This window comes from Dermacoccus sp. CCH2-D9 (assembly GCF_001556795.1).
Lineage (GTDB): Bacteria > Actinomycetota > Actinomycetes > Actinomycetales > Dermatophilaceae > Dermacoccus > Dermacoccus nishinomiyaensis.
Genome location: NZ_LSJT01000066.1, coordinates 20,461 through 37,532, shown reverse-complemented (window position 1 = coordinate 37,532; position 17,072 = coordinate 20,461). Strand labels below are relative to the sequence as shown.

Annotated in this window: 19 protein-coding genes; 9 read left to right on the top strand and 10 right to left on the bottom strand. The window is 69.2% G+C overall.

Features of this window, described 5'->3' with window-relative positions; genetic code table 11:
• The 3 genes from AX669_RS06040 to AX669_RS06025 all read right to left on the bottom strand — a co-directional run.
• Positions 1-382, bottom strand: a 382-nt coding sequence (locus tag AX669_RS06040) for a copper resistance CopC family protein (protein ID WP_197418860.1), incomplete at its 3' end; no start/stop codon positions are given.
• 26 nt (positions 383-408) lie between these two features.
• On the bottom strand, positions 409-1,104 hold the full coding sequence (locus AX669_RS06035; RefSeq protein ID WP_062257237.1) for a copper chaperone PCu(A)C: 696 nt from the start codon (positions 1,102-1,104) through the stop codon (positions 409-411).
• Between the two features lie 337 nt (positions 1,105-1,441).
• Positions 1,442-1,999: a hypothetical protein gene (locus AX669_RS06025; RefSeq protein WP_062257234.1), complete on the bottom strand. Its 558-nt coding sequence runs from the start codon at positions 1,997-1,999 to the stop codon at positions 1,442-1,444.
• A 215-nt stretch (positions 2,000-2,214) separates the two neighbouring features.
• Here AX669_RS06025 and AX669_RS14050 point away from each other — a divergent pair, with 215 nt between their 5' ends.
• On the top strand, positions 2,215-2,346 hold the full coding sequence (locus AX669_RS14050) for a hypothetical protein (protein WP_255356529.1): 132 nt from the start codon (positions 2,215-2,217) through the stop codon (positions 2,344-2,346).
• Between the two features lie 293 nt (positions 2,347-2,639).
• Positions 2,640-2,936 (top strand): hypothetical protein, encoded by a 297-nt coding sequence (locus tag AX669_RS06020; RefSeq protein WP_136788622.1) that lies wholly within the window; start codon positions 2,640-2,642, stop codon positions 2,934-2,936.
• 98 nt (positions 2,937-3,034) lie between these two features.
• On the opposite strand, the gene AX669_RS06015 is transcribed toward AX669_RS06020, so the two are convergent.
• Positions 3,035-3,913, bottom strand: a complete 879-nt coding sequence (locus AX669_RS06015) for an NAD-dependent epimerase/dehydratase family protein (protein WP_082740630.1) — start codon at positions 3,911-3,913, stop codon at positions 3,035-3,037.
• Positions 3,914-4,053: 140 nt separating this feature from the next.
• Positions 4,054-5,136: an FAD-dependent monooxygenase gene (locus tag AX669_RS06010; RefSeq protein WP_144693934.1), complete on the bottom strand. Its 1,083-nt coding sequence runs from the start codon at positions 5,134-5,136 to the stop codon at positions 4,054-4,056.
• A gap of 118 nt (positions 5,137-5,254) precedes the next feature.
• Between AX669_RS06010 and AX669_RS06005 the strand changes: the two genes are divergently transcribed.
• Positions 5,255-5,899, top strand: coding sequence for a hypothetical protein (locus tag AX669_RS06005; protein WP_062257226.1), 645 nt, complete (start codon positions 5,255-5,257; stop codon positions 5,897-5,899).
• 79 nt (positions 5,900-5,978) lie between these two features.
• Here the strand turns inward: AX669_RS06005 and AX669_RS06000 are convergent, their stop codons facing one another.
• The gene (locus AX669_RS06000) at positions 5,979-6,995 is read right to left on the bottom strand and encodes a CaiB/BaiF CoA-transferase family protein (protein WP_062257224.1); all 1,017 of its coding nucleotides are present in this window, start codon (positions 6,993-6,995) and stop codon (positions 5,979-5,981) included.
• A gap of 147 nt (positions 6,996-7,142) precedes the next feature.
• Here AX669_RS06000 and AX669_RS05995 point away from each other — a divergent pair, with 147 nt between their 5' ends.
• Complete coding sequence (locus tag AX669_RS05995) at positions 7,143-8,537, top strand: cytosine permease (protein ID WP_197418859.1); 1,395 nt, start codon at positions 7,143-7,145, stop codon at positions 8,535-8,537.
• A gap of 89 nt (positions 8,538-8,626) precedes the next feature.
• Here AX669_RS05995 and AX669_RS05990 read toward each other — a convergent pair whose 3' ends face one another.
• Together AX669_RS05990 and AX669_RS05985 are read right to left on the bottom strand one after the other, a co-directional pair.
• A complete protein-coding gene (locus AX669_RS05990) occupies positions 8,627-9,319 on the bottom strand; it encodes a Pr6Pr family membrane protein (protein WP_144693864.1) in 693 nt (230 codons plus the stop codon).
• Positions 9,320-9,437: 118 nt separating this feature from the next.
• On the bottom strand, positions 9,438-9,890 hold the full coding sequence (locus AX669_RS05985) for a hypothetical protein (RefSeq protein WP_174897347.1): 453 nt from the start codon (positions 9,888-9,890) through the stop codon (positions 9,438-9,440).
• Positions 9,891-10,044: 154 nt separating this feature from the next.
• Here AX669_RS05985 and AX669_RS13625 point away from each other — a divergent pair, with 154 nt between their 5' ends.
• Positions 10,045-11,034, top strand: a complete 990-nt coding sequence (locus AX669_RS13625) for a DUF2797 domain-containing protein (protein ID WP_062257221.1) — start codon at positions 10,045-10,047, stop codon at positions 11,032-11,034.
• 308 nt (positions 11,035-11,342) lie between these two features.
• Complete coding sequence (locus AX669_RS05975) at positions 11,343-11,792, top strand: GNAT family N-acetyltransferase (protein ID WP_062257219.1); 450 nt, start codon at positions 11,343-11,345, stop codon at positions 11,790-11,792.
• A gap of 45 nt (positions 11,793-11,837) precedes the next feature.
• On the opposite strand, the gene AX669_RS05970 is transcribed toward AX669_RS05975, so the two are convergent.
• On the bottom strand, positions 11,838-12,440 hold the full coding sequence (locus tag AX669_RS05970; protein ID WP_136788617.1) for a DUF1648 domain-containing protein: 603 nt from the start codon (positions 12,438-12,440) through the stop codon (positions 11,838-11,840).
• A 169-nt stretch (positions 12,441-12,609) separates the two neighbouring features.
• Between AX669_RS05970 and AX669_RS05965 the strand changes: the two genes are divergently transcribed.
• Entirely contained in the window at positions 12,610-13,467 is an 858-nt protein-coding gene (locus AX669_RS05965; protein WP_231729447.1) for an FkbM family methyltransferase, read from the top strand.
• Positions 13,468-13,532: 65 nt separating this feature from the next.
• Here the strand turns inward: AX669_RS05965 and AX669_RS05960 are convergent, their stop codons facing one another.
• Entirely contained in the window at positions 13,533-14,339 is an 807-nt protein-coding gene (locus AX669_RS05960) for an alpha/beta fold hydrolase (RefSeq protein ID WP_062257213.1), read from the bottom strand.
• A gap of 127 nt (positions 14,340-14,466) precedes the next feature.
• On the opposite strand from AX669_RS05960, the gene AX669_RS05955 reads away from it, so the two are divergent.
• Together AX669_RS05955 and AX669_RS05950 are read left to right on the top strand one after the other, a co-directional pair.
• Positions 14,467-15,150, top strand: coding sequence for a B12-binding domain-containing protein (locus AX669_RS05955; RefSeq protein WP_062257211.1), 684 nt, complete (start codon positions 14,467-14,469; stop codon positions 15,148-15,150).
• A gap of 355 nt (positions 15,151-15,505) precedes the next feature.
• A complete protein-coding gene (locus AX669_RS05950; protein WP_062257209.1) occupies positions 15,506-16,993 on the top strand; it encodes an MFS transporter in 1,488 nt (495 codons plus the stop codon).
• Positions 16,994-17,072: the final 79 nt, after the last annotated feature.

The window sequence follows — 17,072 nt, the reverse complement described above, 5'->3', positions numbered from 1 at the left end:
CTGCCGACGACGGCGCCGCAGTGCTTGCAGTGCCGCCCTTCAGCGTGAACGTGTACGACCCGCTGATGGGGTGGCCGTCGCTGGAGACGACGCGCCACGTCACGGTGTATGCGCCGTCACCGTGGCCGGCGAACGGGGCGCTGACGGTGCTGCCGTCGACCTTCGGCGTGGCCTTCGACGTCGACCCGTCCGGTGCCTTGACGGAGATCTGGTTGCCGACGGTGAGCGGCTTCTCGGCGAACGTCAGCTCGAGCGATGACGGCGCGCTCGTCACCGTCACGCCGTTCTTCGGCGTCGTGCCGGTCAGTTCGTCGTGGGCGGATGCGGCGGGCGCGAACGCGATCGTCGTGGCGAGCGCGAGGGCGGCGTAGGTCTTCTTCATCGTGGGAGCCTTTCGGGCCGTCAGGGTCAGTGGGAGGGTGTGGTCGACATGCCGGGCATGGTCGAGCCGGCCGAGTGCGAACCCATGCCGCTCGAGTGGGCGTCGCCGGAGTGGGTCGCCTCCGACGAGTGCTGCGCGTGGCCGGAGCCCGCGTACTTCTCCTTCGCACCGTCATAGGCGCGTACGGGGAAGCGGACGTCGGTGTGCGAACCGTCCTCGAACGTCACGGTGAGCTTCTGCGTCTCGCCTGCCTTGAGCGCGTGCGAGAGATTCATGAACATGAGGTGGCTGCTGCCCGGCTTGAGCTCGAGCGAGCCGCCGGCGGGCACGGTGAAGGACTTCGTCTCCTTCATCTCCATGCCCGTCGCGGTCTTCTGCGTGACGTGCAACTGCACCGGCCCGGCGTCACCGCGAGCGCCGGTGATGACGATGGGCTTCGTCCCGGTGTTCTTCAGCGTGCCGAACGCGGCGCTCATGCCCGAATCGGCGGCCTTCGCCCAGGTGTCTGACGGCGTGATGCGCGACGCCATCGTGGCGTCGGCGCTCGACGTGGCTGACGTCGACGTGACCGGCGCCGACGATGCGGCGCTCTTGGAGTCTCCCGAGGTGCCCGAATCGTCCGACGAGCAGGCGGTGAGCGCTGCCGGCGTGGCGAGCGTCAGAAGGGCGACGGCCGTCAGGCGGCGGGTGCGGCGGGTGGCGGACGTGATGGTGATGTTCATGGTGAGGTCTTTCGTTCTGGGTGCGACGTGGCGTCGCGGCGGCTCTCACGGCCTGGGGAGTCGGTGGCGTCGCCGATGGATGCGACGAACGCTGCGGTGATTTCACGGCTGCCGGAAAACGCAGGACGCGCGGGGCGCCCGGGCCGCTCGATGCGCGACGGGGTGACGCCGACGTGGCGCGCGGCCACGGGCTGCTCATGCCGTCGTGCGCTCGTCAGGCCCCCTGACACCAGGGCTCACCGCACCGGCACGATGCGGACGCTCGGTCGACAGCAGTGAGGCGCATGTCGACAGCCCTGATGGCCAGGCCCGTGAGAGAGGGAAAAGATCCCGAGGATCAGTGCGAGAGAACGAAACTCACCGGTGGGGCGCGGCTGGCCCGCGGGGCGTGCAGCGTCACCAGGCGGGGCGCACGAATGTCGTCGAACACCGTGCAGGCCGTCGGAAATTCACCGAACGGCGCGAGCTGAATCTGCGGCACGAGGACGCGGATCGTCCAGGCGAGCGCCCTCTCGCCGTACGCGAGGAGCGCGGCGAACAGCCATGTCATGCCGATATGGCTCGCGGCCATCGTCGCGCTCGTGCCGTCGGCGCTGACGTCGGCGGCGCTCGCGTGGTGCGGCATCGTCATCGAGGCGGGCATGAGCGTCGACATCGCCGCGTGCAGCGCGAGCTGCGCGACTGCCATGACGCCGACGAGCTGCGCGAAACTCCAGCGTCGCGTGCTCACCGCGTGCATGATCGGCGTGCCGATCACCGTCATGCAGATGAGCAGCAGCACCGGTGCGCGATGCCCGCCACCGGCGACGTGCGCGGCGCCCGCCGAGCACGCCGTCAGGGCAGCGACGAGCAGGCTGCGCACCCAGCGCACCTGCTGTTTCTGCCCGAGCTCCACCCAGTCAGTCTACGAGCAGCACCCAGCGCGCCCGCCCAGCCACGCTGTGAGGCCGGGTACACCGCGTCCTCGGCGTGCGGGCATGCTCACCGCCCACCCCAGATGCGTGCCCCCTCGGGCGTGAAGCGTGCACAAGTCTTCGCTTCGGCCACACCTCTCGACGATGCCCATTTCCATGCTGGGCAGATGCGAACGAGGTATGGCGCACCCGCGACATGGCCGTCATCGCCGCTAGCGGCGGCAAGCGGCTGTTCGCCGATGACGGCATCAAGACGCGCCTGACGCTCGTCGAGAGCCAACAGGTCGCCAACGGCATCAACCTCGCGGTGTTCGACGTGGCACGCTGACCCCTCTTCCGCCCACCGGCCCGGCGGCGCGTACCTGACGAAGGGCGCACCCCCCACCGCCCGCCATCGTCGTCTGCGGCCGTCGCCCGCCAGCCTTCCCCGGCAGCTCTTCGAACCGAGGCAGCATGCCGCGTCATGCCGAAAAACAGCCCCTTGTCCGCCCCAACCTACCGGCCCTAAGGGAAAAAATGACCCAAAGGGTGAAGCTGTTCATCCGAAAGACGCGCTACCTTTACGTGAGCTACGACACAGGAGATGGTCAGCATGGCGTCCTTCACACCAGGCGTCGATCGGTGGTTGCGTCACGTGGGCGCGTCCATCATCGCGGCAGGCGCCCTCTTCAGCGCCCCTTCGTCCTGTGGGCTCTCGCGTACAAGACGTACATCTACGCCGAAACCGGGCACTGGTACGCCTGGGGCGCGCCGACTCAGATCGGCGTGTGCAACCGGATCATCTCCTACGCGCTCGTCGTGCTCAGCGTCATCGGCATCACCTTCCTCGGCGCCGGGCACGTCATGGCTCTTGTCCGCCGACGGAGCGCCGCAGCCCCCCGGAGCCACTCGCCGATCATCGGCGCCACACGCCGCTGACGGCGTCGCTCACAGCCGCACCGCTTCTCTCGTGTCGCCGCCGACCGCGTCAGGATGACGCCCTGCGCCGATGACTCAGGCATGACGCGTCGCGCGAGTCACGAATGACGCACGCCGTCGCCGTCCAGCACGGCGGCGTAGCCCTCGCGATACGTCGGGAAGTCGAACGCGAACCCCGTGCGCCGCAGTCGCGAGTTGTCGAGTCGACGGCTCGCACTCCACTCCCCGCGCCACGACGGGTCGGCGTCGGCATCCAGGCGTTCGGCCAGGTACGTGGCAACCTCACCCGCCGACGCGGGCGCGTCATCGGTGACGAGATACAGCGCGTCGGGCTCCGCCGTCATCGTCAGCAGGTGCGTGACCGCGCGCGCCAGATCGTCACGATGCACGCGATGCGTCGTCCGTGACGGATCGCCGACGTCGCCCTCGCTCACCCGGTTGACGAACCATTCGCGACCCGGCCCGTAGATGCCGCTCGGGCGCACGACGATGCCCCGCGTCGACGCAGGAAGCGCTGCGAGAAAAAGCTGTTCGGCCTCGGCGAGCACACGGGCCGTCGGCGTCTGCGGAGAGGGCGGCGTGTTCTCGTCGACGAGACCGCCGGACGCGCAGACCGCCGTCGACGACACGAACAGGGCCCGCTCGGGCGCCCAACCCAGCGCGGCGATCGCCGCGAGCGCAGTACCCGTGGCCTCGACGAACGTCGCCCGATAGGCCTCCTCGTCGCGCGCGTCGGGCGTGAGGCAGACGACGACGCGTTGCGGCCCACGCGCCCAGCCGCCGCGCTCCGTCAACGGTTCGAGCGCCGCGCGCACCGCGTCGACGCCCGCGCCGAGGTCGCAGGAGACGCCCGTCAGCGGCTCGGACACGCGATGGGCGTGACGCCGCAGCGCGACGACGTCATCGCCCGCGCGCGCCAGGTCGAACCCGATCTGCGTGCCCAGATCGCCGGCGCCGAACAAGAGAGAAGTAGCCATGCCCCCATCCTGCCCGTCTCGGCCCCGACGATCTGCGTGCAAGTGCACCCGGGTGCATCGGGACGCAGATGAGTGGCCCAACTCAAACACCTCCTGCGCCCAAGTGCACCCGGGTGCACTTGGGCGCAGGAGGGGAGGGGCTATCCCCAGCCCGTCGCGACGGCCATGACGGCCGACGCGCCCAGCCGCGCCGCCTGCGTCACCGGCCATCGCCGAAGCTGCCAGCGGCCCAGGCCGCCGTCGGCGTTCATCACCCGGGCGAGCGTCACTGCGTCGATGATGGCGTCGCTCGCGCCACGCGCGAGGTTCGGCAGCGACCCGTGCGCCGCGTCACCGATGACGACGAAGCGGCCCTGCACATAGCGACGCATCGGCGGGGCGACCCACAACCGCGCCGCGACGGTCGTGTCGTCGGCTGCGGCCAGCGCTGCCCGGACAGTGGGTGCCGCACCCGCGAAACGTCGTCTCGCCTCGTCGACGACCGCCATGACGTCGAGCTGCTCCGGCGCATACGCCCCACGCATCACGCCAACCCCGTGATCGGACGTGTCGCCCTGCGCCGACGCCATCGCGTGCGCGGTGAACCAATACCTGCCACCGCTCACCGGAGCGTCGCCGAAAAGCCTTCCCGCACCCCAGAACTCGCGTGCAAGCGAGTTCGTTCCGTCCAGACCCTCGAGCGCGGGCGCGATACCGCGCAACGTCACCCAGGGCGTCGCACGTCGTTCGGCACGCCGAGGGTCGACGATGCCCCTCACCCGCGAGCGCACGCCGTCAGCACCGACGACGACGTCGGCGTCCAGTTCGCGAGGATCGTCGACGCGATGCGCGACGGGCGCGGGCGCCACCGCCCGCAACGCCACCATGAGATGCTCGCGCCGAACCTGCGCGACGGGTGGCGCGGGCGCCCGCAACAGCCGTCGCCCCGTCATCGTGTGCAGGTCGACTCGCTCGCACCTGCGAACCACTCCAACTCCAGATGACACACCGACTCCGCGGGCCCTACCGGGCGCAGCGCCGCTCACACCGTGCCCGCCGCCGAGCTGCACCCCCAGCTCTGCAAGCGCGCGCAGAGCGTCAGGCCACAACCCGAGGGCCGCGCCCGTCCGACGATCGGGTTGCGCCTCATGGACGGTGACGTCGAAACGCGCCGGGTCGAGCGCCGCGGCCAAGGTCAGTCCTGCGACTCCACCGCCGACGACGGCCACGCGACGAACCACCATGTCTCCCAGCGTAGGACCCCGGCATATGTCGGGGGGACGGGGATCACACCCACCTGGACGCAACCCATAGATTCTCCATGCATCTGCCCCTACGACATCCCCGCCGAAAGGAACACCGATGCGTTTCACTCGCACCACCACCGCCACCGTCGCGGCCCTGTCGCTCACCGCTCTCACGGCGTGCGGCTCGGACTCGTCCAACTCCGCCTCCTCCGCGACGAGCGCCGCCTCCGGCGCAGCCGCGAGCGCGACGTCCTCCGCCTCCGGCGACGCCAGCTCCAACTCGAGCGCCAGCGGCTCGGGTGAGGCATCGTCGTCCTCGTCGAACGCCAAGCCGATCGACTGCCCGACCGAGAACACGCGCAAGTTCGCCAAGACGCGCTTCGCGACGGACATCGGCCTGACGGCCGGCACATTCCACCGCTACCTGTGGAAGCCCTACAAGGCCGGCACGTTCCAGAAGGGCGCCGACGGCCGCACGAAGGCCCTGATCAAGGGTGGCGCGACCGCCGCACTCGACCTCAAGCTGCTCAACAACGCCGTCAAGAACGCCCAGGCCAACCCGACGCTGTGCAAGACGATCGCGCAGCCGCTCGGCACCGCCGTCGAGAACGTCAAGAACATTAAGGGCGACCTCACCTCGGGCAACTTCGCCTCGATCATGGCCGCCAACACGGCGCTGTCACAGATCATGTCCGGCTCGCAGCAGCAGGGCATCAAGATCGACGAGACGACGGACGAGTCGAAGCAGAACGAAGGCTGACCTCCCCCGTCCACGCGAGACCCCGCTGCACCGGCGTACCTGGTGCGGCGGGGTCCCGTGTCTTCGGATGCCGGCACCCTCAGTCGCTTCCACCGAACCGCGGCGCGGGAGCGGGCATCATCACGCCGTCGACGTCGACGAACGCCTCGCGCCCCACGGCATGCGGGTGATGCGGTGCTTCCCAGGGTGAGAGGACGGGCGTGACGCACGCGTCGGTGCCGTCGAAGAGCTGCGCCCACTCGTCACGCGTCTTCGTCGCGAACGTCGCCGTCAGCACCTCACGCCACCGTGGCCAACCGGTGACGTCGGTCTGCGCCGGCATCGTCGTGGCGTCGAGGCCGAGCCCGTCGACGAGGGCCGCGAAGAACTGTGGTTCGAGCGCTCCGACGGCGACGTGCCGGCCGTCCGCACACGTGTATGTGTCGTAGAACGGTGCGCCGCCGTCGAGCAGGTTCGTGCCGGGTTCGCCGCTCCACAACCCCACGGCGTGCAGGCCGCGCAGGAACGTCGAGTACAGCGACGCGCCGTCGACCATCGCGACGTCGAGCACCTGCCCCCGACCCGTCGTCGCCCGTGCGACGAGGGCCGCGAGGACGCCATTGGCAAGCAGCATGCCACCACCGGCGAAGTCGGCGAGCACGTTCGTCGGCGGATTCGGACGCTCACCGGGTCGCGCGAGCGGGTGCAGCATCCCCGACAACGCGAGGTAGTTGATGTCGTGCCCCGCCGTCTGCGCGAGCGGGCCGTGTTGCCCCCACCCCGTCATGCGCACGTAGACGAGTCGCGGGTTGAGAGCGAGCAGGTCGTCGGGGCCAACGCCGAGGCGCTCGGCGACTCCGGGACGGTAGGCCTCGACGAAAACGTCTGCCGCTGAGGCGAGTTCGCGGACGGCGGCGAGTCCGTCAGGCGTCTTGAGGTCAGCCACGATCGTCGTCTTGCCCCGATCGAGCGCCGCCGTCGGAACGTCGAGCGCACCCGAACCTGGACGTTCGACACGGGTCACGTGAGCGCCGAGATCGGCGAGCATCATGCAGCCGAACGGTGCGGGCGCCAGGCTCGCGAGTTCGACGACCGTCACTGCCTCGAGGGGTTTCATGGCGTCTCCTGACCTTCGCTGGTGACGCCATCATCGCGCGCCGCAGGAGGCGCACGCGTAGTTCGGCGACCACTCGATGCGATCGGCCTCTAAGGTTCCATCGGGTCGGAATGTTCCCGTCCCACGATTCGAGGAGACACTCAGCCCGTGAGCACCCCTTCCCCCACGTCGCACTCCCCCGCGCAGGACGCCCCCGACCTGCTCGACACCCACGACGTCCCCCGCACCCTCGACGAGGGTCACGCGCCGCGCAACCTCGGCCTGCTCGACCAGCTCGGCATGTGGGCGAACCTCGGCATGAGCCTGCTCGCGTTCGCGGGCGCGCTCGTCGTACTGCAGCCGATGGGCGCGCCGGGCATGGGCGTCGGCGCGGCGCTCAGCGCACTCGTCGTCGGGACGCTCGTCGGCACAGCCGGCGTCTCTGCGATGGCGCTCGCGTCGTCGCAGCAGGGGCAGCCGGCGATGGTGATGCTGCGCGGCCTGTTCGGTGGGCGCCTGTCGTACGTGCCGAGCGTGCTCAACATGGTGCAGCTCGTCGGCTGGGGAACGTTCGAGATGGTGACGACGGCGTTCGCCGTCAAGACGCTCTGGGACGTGCCGAGCTGGCCCGTCATCGGCGTCATCGGGCTCGTGACGATCACGCTCGCGATCTACCCGTTGCACTGGGTCAAGGTGCTGCGCAAGTACGTGACGGTGGCGGTGATCGTCGTGCTCGTCTATCTCGCAACGCAATTGGCGACGCGTGACCTGCCCGCCTACCACGGCCACGGCTGGGACGGCTGGATGATCGCCGTCGATGCGATCATCGGGCTGTGCGTGTCGTGGGTGCCCGTCGCGGGCGACTACGCGCGCCACTCGACGTCGCACCGCGCCGCCGTCATCGGCAGCTATGTCGGGTACAGCGTCACGCAGATCGCGGTGTACTGCATCGGCATGGTGGCGCTCGTCATCGCCGGTGGTGACGGTGACAAGGTGTTCTCGATCTTCCTCGGCATCACCGGCGGCACACTGTGTTTCTGGGTGCTGACGCTGCGCGAGATCGACGCGTGCTTCGTCGACGTGTACTCGCCGACCGTGTCGGCGCAGAACATGCTGCCGCGCGTCGATCGTCGCCTCATCTCGACGGCGCTCGGCGTCATCTCGATGGTGCTCGCGTGGAGCATCGACATCTACGGTTTCGCAACGTTCCTCTCACTCATCGGCTCGGTTTTCGCGCCCCTGCTCGGGGGGTTCCTCGTCGACTACTACGCGTTCGGCGGGCGTCGGCGCTGGAACACGTCGGTCGACGCCCCGGGTCGCCCACTGATGCTGTTGCCGTGGCTCGCCGGGTTCGCGATGTACCAGCTCATCTCCCCGGGCGAACTCGGCTGGTGGTCACGGATGTGGCACGACATCGCGGGCACCCTGCACTTCACGGCACCGAGCTGGATGAGCGCGAGCCTGACGTCGTTCCTCACCGCGGTCGTGCTGACGGCTGTCGTCGACGGGGTGACGCGACGCGGCGCTGAGGCGAACACGACGGTCCAGGGCGTGTCCCGTTGAACGCCGCCGCCTGGGCGCTGCTCGCGTCCGCGCCGCGTGAGCGTTCCGGACATTGAGGGCCGAAACCCTGCAGTGCGGCGTTTCGGACCTCAAGGCCGAGAGCGGATGGACGCGCGACGTGTCAGCAGATGGTCGATGCCCCAGAACGCGAGCGCCAGCACGAGGCCGAACAGCAGGATGACGACGAGCGTCACGGCCACCGAGCCGCACCCGTGCGCGTCGACGTTGACGAATGGGTACGGGTAAGCGTCGACGACGGCGCCGCGCACGAGCATGTAGACGATCCACACGCCGGGGATGGCGAAGCACGACGCGACGGTGCGCCGATCGATGCGGCCGCGCGGGCCCCAGACGAGCCACACGATGACGGTGACGAGCGGCACGGCGATGTGCTGCCACGGGTTCGTCACGAGGTCCCAACCGGTGGGGTGCGACCCCGGCGCGAGCAGCAGCGCGTAGACGATGGCCGTCACGGTGATCATGATGAGCGCGTCGAGGCGGACGACGCGCCGCCACCGCGTGTCGGCGTGGGGCGCCACCGCGACGAGGGTGCAACTGATGGCGACGATGACGTTCGACCAGACCGTGAAGTAGCTGAGCGTGTCGAACAACCGCGAGATCGCTCCTGCGAAACCGCCGGGATGCACGCCGTACTCGTGTGCAGCAGGCGTCACGTGCGCGTACTGATCGGTCGCCGACAACACGCAGACGAGGACGAACCCGATCCAGGCGAGCGCGGCGTTGAAGGCGAACGCCGCACGGGCGCCGGGTCGAAGCGTCATCGGATCAGGGTGCCACAGGTCCGCGATCGAGATGCGCGGACCCGGGGCGCCCGCCGTCAGGCCCCGGGGCTCGGCGAAGCAGGTTGCGCCCGTCGGGGATTCGACCAGCGTCAACAGCTCAGAGCTTGACCATCGGCATCGGGTTGAGACGCTTGCGCTCCTTCAGCCCCATGACGAACCCGCGCCCGAGCATGAGGTGCATGCCGTTGTCGGGAAACCGCTTCAGCATGGCGCGGTAGTCGTCACGGCTGACGTGCGGCGGAAGCGGCAGACGGTAGACGTCCGTCGCGTCGGCACGTCGCATCGCCTCGACGAGGGGGTGCGGGTTGCGCGCCGGCCGGACGCGGTGGTGCTCGTCGATCATCGCGGTGACGAGCGCGGCGTCACCCTCGTGGCCGGTTCGCGAGAGCTCCTGCGCCGCAAGGCTTTCCGAGTCGGGCAGGTAGTCCCACGTGTGCTCGAACCAGATCGCCGCGTCGTGGTAGTACGAGGCGACGGCGACCGGCTCGACCCACTCGGGGCGCATGTCGACCTGCCCCATGACGAGCGCGGCGACGCGGCCAGTGGCCACTCAGACGTGCAGCCTGCGGCCTCCAACGGACTGGGTCCATCTGGCGGGGTCCAAGTGACGCGACCCGACGGGCGGCCTTCAACGGGCGCCGCGCGGCGTACGGACGGTCCGAGCCCGAGTGCTGCCACCTACCCCGTCATGATCGGATGGAGCCATGCCTCGCCCCAGCATTCCTCGCGACACGCCGTTCCTCGCGCACTCCGTCTCCTGGACGGGTGGGGAGCCGCATCTCGTCATCTCGAGCCCCCTCGAGACCGAGCGACGAACGCTGAACCTGGTCGGTGAACGTCTCGCGTTCCACGTCGACCCGACGGGGCGATTCTGCACCGGCGTGTTCATCGCCACGGGGTCGAGCGGTGGCCGTCATGAGCCCTGCGACGGCGCGCGTCTCGCCACCACGGGCCGTCAGTGCGAGCGGTGTGCGAGTCGCGACGAGTCGCGCTTCATGCACCACGCGCATCGCGGTGGCCATGTACCGGAGGCGCTCGGTCGCTACCTGGCGCAACCTCACTGGCTCTACATCGCGACGTTCGCGGACGGCGCGCACAAGGTCGGTACGGCGTCCGATGCGCGCAAGCGAGTTCGTCTCGACGAGCAGGGCGCGGTGCGGGCCACGTACGTCGCACGCACGGACGACGGGCTCGCCGTTCGAGTTCTCGAGGACGCCGTCACCGAGCACGTCGGTGTGCCCCAGGCGCGTCACAAGACGAGCAAGGCCGCCGCTCTCACCCGGGCGTTGCCCGAAACGGCGCTCGATGTCGTGCACGCCGACTGCGTCGCCGCCGTCGAGGCGCACCTGCGAACGCGCGGCCTCTGCGCGCGCTCGATGCCCCACGAGGCGTGGCAACCCCCGGCGCTGCACGCGGCGTTCTTCGTCGCCGGCCGTGGCATCCACCCCGTCTACGCCCACCCCGTCACCGACGGATCCCACTGCCTGACGCCCGTCAGCCTCGTCGGATCGGTCGCGCTGGTTCAGGTCAACGCTGAAGCCGAAGCCGAAGCCGAAGGCGTGGCCGGGGATGCGGCGGAAGGAGCGGCCGATTCGCTCATGCTCACCGACCTCGACGCACTGGGCGGGCGCCGCGTCACGTTCGACGACGCGGCTCGCTCGCCGGAATCCGTCGCGCAGCACAGTCTGTTCTGACAGGGTGCCGGGGGCTGACAGATGCGCGGTCGCAGGGCTCACGTACGCCTCAGGGCGCGTCGCACACCTCGCCCAGGCTCTGTTCTCCTGCCATGAGCAACATCGCCGTCACCACGAGGCAGCCCCCATGCGCCCGTATGCACCTGCGTGCACGTGCACCCGGGTGCACTTGCACGCAGGTGCATACGGGCCGACGAGATCGTGCATCGCGATCGGGCCTCACGCACCGTGGCTCACGCTTCCCCGCGCTCCCGTCGACCTTCTATCGCCGCCCTCTCTCCCACTTCGTCCCACCACCAGGAGGCCCCGTGAACACCGACTACGAACTGCTCGATTCCGCACCGGATCTCGAGACCTACCTCGAGCTGCGACGAATCAGCGGCCTCACACCCCGCACCGCCGAGCAGGGCGCGCCGGCCCTGACGAACTCGTGGGCATGGGTGACGGTTCGTCATCGCGCGAGCGGCGACGTCGTCGCGATGGGCCGCGTCATCGGTGACGGCGGGTGGTACTTCATGGTCGCCGACATGGCCACCTCGCCGGAGCATCAGCGTCAGGGCCTCGGGCGGGCGATCCTCACTCGGTTGCTCGCGCGCATCGAACACGACGCGCCGCCCGGTGCCTATGTGACGCTCATGGCCGACGCGCCGGGCCGGCCGTTGTACGAGAGCCTCGGCTTCGTCGAGACTGCGCCCCGCAGCGTCGGGATGCGTCTTGAGCGTCGGCGTCCTCAGCCGTCGGACAACTCATCAACCTGACGCACCCGTCGACGCGACGCAGCCCCGCCTGTCCTCAACTGCTGGTCACACCGCCTCGTCCGACGGCTGATAGCGCCTGCCGAGCAGCATCCGCACGACGAGGCCCAGAATGCCTGCCATGAACGCGATCATGATGACCGAGAAGAACACCCCGGGCAGCTCCCCGCCTTCACGATGCGCGGCGACACCCGTCATCACGCTGATCGCGGCGAACAGCAGCGTCGTCAGAGCACCGATGAGCATGAGGTCCTCGCGAGCCAGCCGTTCGAAGTGTCGCAGCCGTTGCGGCGTCTGCAGCCAGTACTCCTTGTTCGGCGCGTTGATGCCTTGCGGCCAGCGCAGGACGAGCGACGTCACGAGGCGCAGCACGGCGCCGATGGCGATCGGGCCGACGACGAACGCGACGAGCGCCCCGGCGCGGCTCGACCAGTCGTCGGGTTCCGAGCCGTCCCAGTGCGTCGGGACGCGTTCGGGCAGGGTCGAATAGACGACGAGAACAGTGACGAGCCAGACGGCCACGGCCCCACCGACGATCGCGCGCACGCCCCGGCTCATCGGTTCGGTCGGCAGCTGACGCGCCTGACGGGCCGTCTCGCGCAGTTGCTCGGGGTCGGGAAAGCCGGTGTCCCAGCGGGAGGTCTGCGTCACCACCTCACGCTATGCCACGCCCGGCACCTCTGGGGGAGACGGGCGCATCGACCCCGGCGCGACCCGTCCGGCGCATGGCCGGGTCGCCCTTCCCCCTGCCCACGGACGAAGGATCCGCGCGCACCTGAGAGACTGCGACGACCCGTCATGCCGTCGCGAAGGAGCATCGATGTCCGCTCTACGGGAACTAATGCAGCCGAGCCGCCTCACCGAGGTCGTCGACATCGGCGCGAACCCCCTGGTCGACACCCCGCCCTATCTGCCGATGCTGCGCGACGGTCTGTGCCGCGTCACCGGATTCGAGCCGCAACCCGACGCCCTCGCGCGTCTCGAGCGCGCCGCCGGGCCGCACGAGCGCTACCTGCCTGCGGCCATCGGTGACGGCGAGCGTCACACCCTGCACGTGTGCGCCGAATCGGGATTCACGAGCCTGTTCGAACCGGACGCCCCGCAACTCGACCTGCTCACCGACTTCCCGCGGCTCGCCGAGGTCGTCGACCGCGTCGACGTCGACACGACCCGCCTCGACGACATCACCGAGATCGAGTTGCTCGACCACCTCAAGATCGACGTGCAGGGCGCCGAGCTGATGATCTTCCGAAACGGCCGCGAGCGCCTGCGCACGGCGACGAGCATCCAGCTCGAGGTGAACTTTCACCGTCTCTACGTCGATCAGCCGACGTTCGCCGATGTCGACGTCGAGCTGCGCGCGCAGGGATTCGTGCCACAGGCGTTCGTCGCGACGAAGACCTGGCCGCTCGCGCCGGTGCAGTGGGCTGGTCGCGACGCGCCGACCGACGAGGCGCACGCACGTCAGCTCGTCGAGGCCGACATGCTCTACGTGCGCGATCTCGCCCGCCTCGAGAACGCCGAGACCGTCGACGACGAGGCACTCAAGCACCTCGCGCTCGTCATGCATCACATGTACGACCAGCACGGCGTCGCGCTGCTCGCTCTGCGCGAACTCATCCGTCGCGGAGCGCTCGACCCGTCAGCCGAGGCTGCCTACCGCAGCCACCCGGTCTGACGCGCGGAGCGACGCCACCCGGACGACGCCATCCGGCCGCCCGTCAAGCCCGCCGTCACACCCCGTCAGGCGGGCAGGTCGCGCATGCGGGTGAGCCAGTCGGCGACGAGGGCGCTGACGAGGTCGGGGCGTTCGTGGTGGGCGTTGTGGCCGGCGCCGTCGAGCGTCGCGAACGTGGCGCGCGGGTAGTGCTCGAGGTGGCGCAGCGCGTCGCCGAAGCCGACGAGGTGGTCCTGGCGGCCGGTGAGGATGAGCGTCGGTTTCTCGAAGGGCGCCTCGTCCTCGGGCTGCTCGCCCAGCTCGTAGTTCTCCGTCAGCTTCTTCATCGCGTCCTTGTCAGCCAGTTCGGCTCCGGGCGCGGCGAACTCGAGGAAGTGACGGGCTGTGTCGTCGCTCTGCACCACGGCGACGGCCGTGTAGTCGTCGGCCTTGTCCCCGACCTGGGCGACGGCGTCGTCATCGCGTCGCAGCACCGTCTGCTCCGGCGTCTTACGGGCATCGGAGTCCGCGACGAATACCGCCGCGAGCAGGCCCAACCCGAGCACCTGCTCGCGACGGCGGTGCGCGACAGCGCGGGCGACCATCCCGCCGAACGAGTCACCGAGGATGGCGAACGATACGTCACCGATCTGCTCGTCGACGAACGCAAGCACACGCTCGACGACGTCGTCGGTGCTCGCTGCGTCACCGATCGGGGTGCTGCCGAAGCCCGGCAGATCGGGATAGAGACGACGCCAGCCCGTCGTCGCGACGTCCTCGCGCGCCGCACCCGCGGTGAAGGCCGACTCCAACGGCAGCACGAGCCGGTGGTCGGCGTCGAAGCCGTGAAGCAGCACGATGGGGGTACCGGAGCCGTGTTCGACGAAGTTCATGCCACGAGCCTAGAGACCCGGGGCTCCGGCAAACAGCGAACAGCGAACAGCGAACAGCGAAAGACCATGCCGCACAGGACGAATGACACCTCGCCCCGGCAGGTCCGCGCGATATGTTGATCTGACGATGGATCTGCAGACGAACGACATCCTCACGGCCGAGGTAGGCCGGCGCATCTTCGACGCCGTCCTCACCCTCGATGAGGATGCGCTGCGCGCCGAGTTCGCTCGTGCTCGCGACGAACACGGCATCGATGCCCTCGTCGCCGACGTCCTCGTGCCCGCGCTGCACCACGTCGGCGTCATGTGGTCGGCCGGCGAACTCAGCGTCATGCACGAGCACCACGCGTCGAACATCGTCCGCTCCGTCGTCTCGGAGTTCAGAGGCGAGGCGGTTCGCACCGAGTCAGAGCGCGACGCGCGCCCCCGCGTCGTCCTGACGTGCCCGCCCGGCGAACTGCACGACCTGCCCAACCACCTGTTCTCGTCGATGCTCGTCGAACGTGGCTGGGCGCCGCTCGTGCTCGGCGCCAACACCCCGTGGGCCGCGACGAGTGCCGCCGTGCGCGCCACCAGCGCGCGGGCGTGCGTCATCTCGGGGATGAAGGCGACGTCGTTCGCGGCCCGCCGTTCGGAGCTGACGGTCATGGCGCGTTCGACACCCGTCTACGTCGCCGGCCCCGGCGCGACCCTCGCGGGCGCGCCCGGCGTCGTCGCCCTCGGGGACGACTGGCGCGAGGCCGCCGACGTCGTGACGGGCCGACTCGCTGCGCCTCTCGTCGACCCGGCGCGGGTACCTCGCCCGGCCTGAACGCACCCGATGGCGTGTGAGGGTCGACACATCATCGTCCCGGCTGATCCGCCGGCCAGCGGCGGCGCAGCGCCCCTCGGGCCCTCAGCTTCCTGAGGGGTTGCGCCGAAGCGGCTCCCAGCCTCGCCATCCCCTCAACGCCCTACGCGCACAGGCCGTTACGTCGTCTCACGACGTGGTCACCTGGCGTCCAAACCCCACCTTCGCAACCCGCGACGGCGGCGAATCGACAGTCGATCTTTTGTCAATCTGCTTGATTTGCAGCCAGATTGCTGTTTGGTGCCGGGTCGAGAACTCCCATAGCCTCGCGAAGAAACGTCAGACAACCGACCCACGTGTGAAAGGGGCAAACCACATGTTCGGACCGGACAGTGTTCGTCGACGATGGTCTGTCGACGAGGTGACGGTGACGCACCCCGACGTCATCAAGCGCGCCATCGGCGCCGCCGCGATCGGCAACATCACCGAGTGGTACGACTTCGGTGTCTACAGCTACATGGCGCTCACGATCGGTGACGTCATCATGCCGCTCGAGGGCTCCGCCGCGACGCTCATGACGTACGCGCTCATGGCCGTCGCCTTCCTCTTCCGCCCGCTCGGCGGCATCATCCTCGGCCCGCTGTCCGACCGCATCGGTCGCAACAAGGTCCTCGCGATGACGATGATCATGATGGCCAGCGCGACCGTCGCCATCGGCCTCATCCCGGACTACGCGCACGCCGGCGTCTGGGCCTGCGTCCTGCTGTTCCTGTGCCGCGTCCTGCAGGGCTTCTCGACCGGTGGTGAATACGGCAACGCGATGACGTTCATCGCCGAGTACGCGCCCGACAAGAAGCGCGGCTTCCTCGGCAGCCTCCTCGAGGTCGGCACGTTCACCGGTTACCTGCTCGGTGCCGGCATGTCGGCGCTCGTCATGGCGCTGTGCACGACCGATCAGCTGCACTCGTGGGGTTGGCGCCTGCCGTTCTTCCTCGCGTTGCCGCTCGGCTTCATCGGCGTCTATCTGCGTTCGAAGCTCGGCGACACCCCGGCGTTCGAGGCCCTCGAGGCCGAGTCGGAGCAGCGCGAGAAGGACAACAAGGTCTCGCTCAAGGACACGTTCAAGATGTGGCCCGCCATGCTCGTCTGCGGCGGCCTCGTCATCGCGTGGAACGTCACGAACTACATGCTGACGGCGTACATGCCGAGCTTCCTGTCGACGGTCACCGACCACAAGGGCGGCCAGGGCATCAGCGACAACATGAACAACGTCTCGCAGATCATCGTCATGGCGGTCTGCCTCGCGATCATCCCGCTCATCGGTCTGGCCTCCGACCGCATCGGGCGCAAGACGATCGTGCGCATCGGCTCCGTCATGCTGATCGTGCTGGCGTTCCCGTCGCTGATGCTCATCACGCGCAACACCGAGGGCTCCGTCATCGCGGGTCTCATCATCATGGGTCTGTCGCTCATCTGCTTCAGCGCCACGATGCCGTCGACGCTGCCGTCGCTGTTCCCGACGGCCGTGCGCGCCGGTGCGCTGTCGATCGCGTTCAACATCTTCATCTCCGCGTTCTGCGGCACGACGGCTCTCTACACGGGCGCTCTCGTCGACGCGACCGGCAACCTCATGTGGCCCGCGTACATCCTCATCATCGCGGGCGTCATCGGCCTCGTCTCGGTGCACTTCCTGCCCGAGTCGAACGGCCGACCGCTGTGGGGTTCGGCCCCGTCGGTCGAGCACGACCACGAGGCGCAGGGCGTCGTCAAGGATCTGCACGCCGAGGCCGACCAGCTCAAGGCCGCCGGCGTCCGTGAGGACGCTCCGTACGAGGAGGCCGACGAGGTGCTCACCAAGAGCTGAGCTACGCACCTCGTCGCATGCCGAGCGGGCCGCCCCTCCCACGTGGAGGGGCGGCCCGCTTCGTATGTGCGGGGCTGGA

Coding starts and splice junctions, on each gene's coding strand:
- AX669_RS06035 (WP_062257237.1), bottom strand. CDS start 1,104: ATGAACATCACCATCACGTCCGCCACCCGCCGCACCCGCCGCCTGACG.
- AX669_RS14050 (WP_255356529.1), top strand. CDS start 2,215: ATGGCCGTCATCGCCGCTAGCGGCGGCAAGCGGCTGTTCGCCGATGAC.
- AX669_RS06015 (WP_082740630.1), bottom strand. CDS start 3,913: ATGGCTACTTCTCTCTTGTTCGGCGCCGGCGATCTGGGCACGCAGATC.
- AX669_RS06010 (WP_144693934.1), bottom strand. CDS start 5,136: ATGGTGGTTCGTCGCGTGGCCGTCGTCGGCGGTGGAGTCGCAGGACTG.
- AX669_RS06005 (WP_062257226.1), top strand. CDS start 5,255: ATGCGTTTCACTCGCACCACCACCGCCACCGTCGCGGCCCTGTCGCTC.
- AX669_RS06000 (WP_062257224.1), bottom strand. CDS start 6,995: ATGAAACCCCTCGAGGCAGTGACGGTCGTCGAACTCGCGAGCCTGGCG.
- AX669_RS05990 (WP_144693864.1), bottom strand. CDS start 9,319: ATGACGCTTCGACCCGGCGCCCGTGCGGCGTTCGCCTTCAACGCCGCG.
- AX669_RS13625 (WP_062257221.1), top strand. CDS start 10,045: ATGCCTCGCCCCAGCATTCCTCGCGACACGCCGTTCCTCGCGCACTCC.
- AX669_RS05965 (WP_231729447.1), top strand. CDS start 12,610: ATGTCCGCTCTACGGGAACTAATGCAGCCGAGCCGCCTCACCGAGGTC.
- AX669_RS05960 (WP_062257213.1), bottom strand. CDS start 14,339: ATGAACTTCGTCGAACACGGCTCCGGTACCCCCATCGTGCTGCTTCAC.
- AX669_RS05955 (WP_062257211.1), top strand. CDS start 14,467: ATGGATCTGCAGACGAACGACATCCTCACGGCCGAGGTAGGCCGGCGC.
- AX669_RS05950 (WP_062257209.1), top strand. CDS start 15,506: ATGTTCGGACCGGACAGTGTTCGTCGACGATGGTCTGTCGACGAGGTG.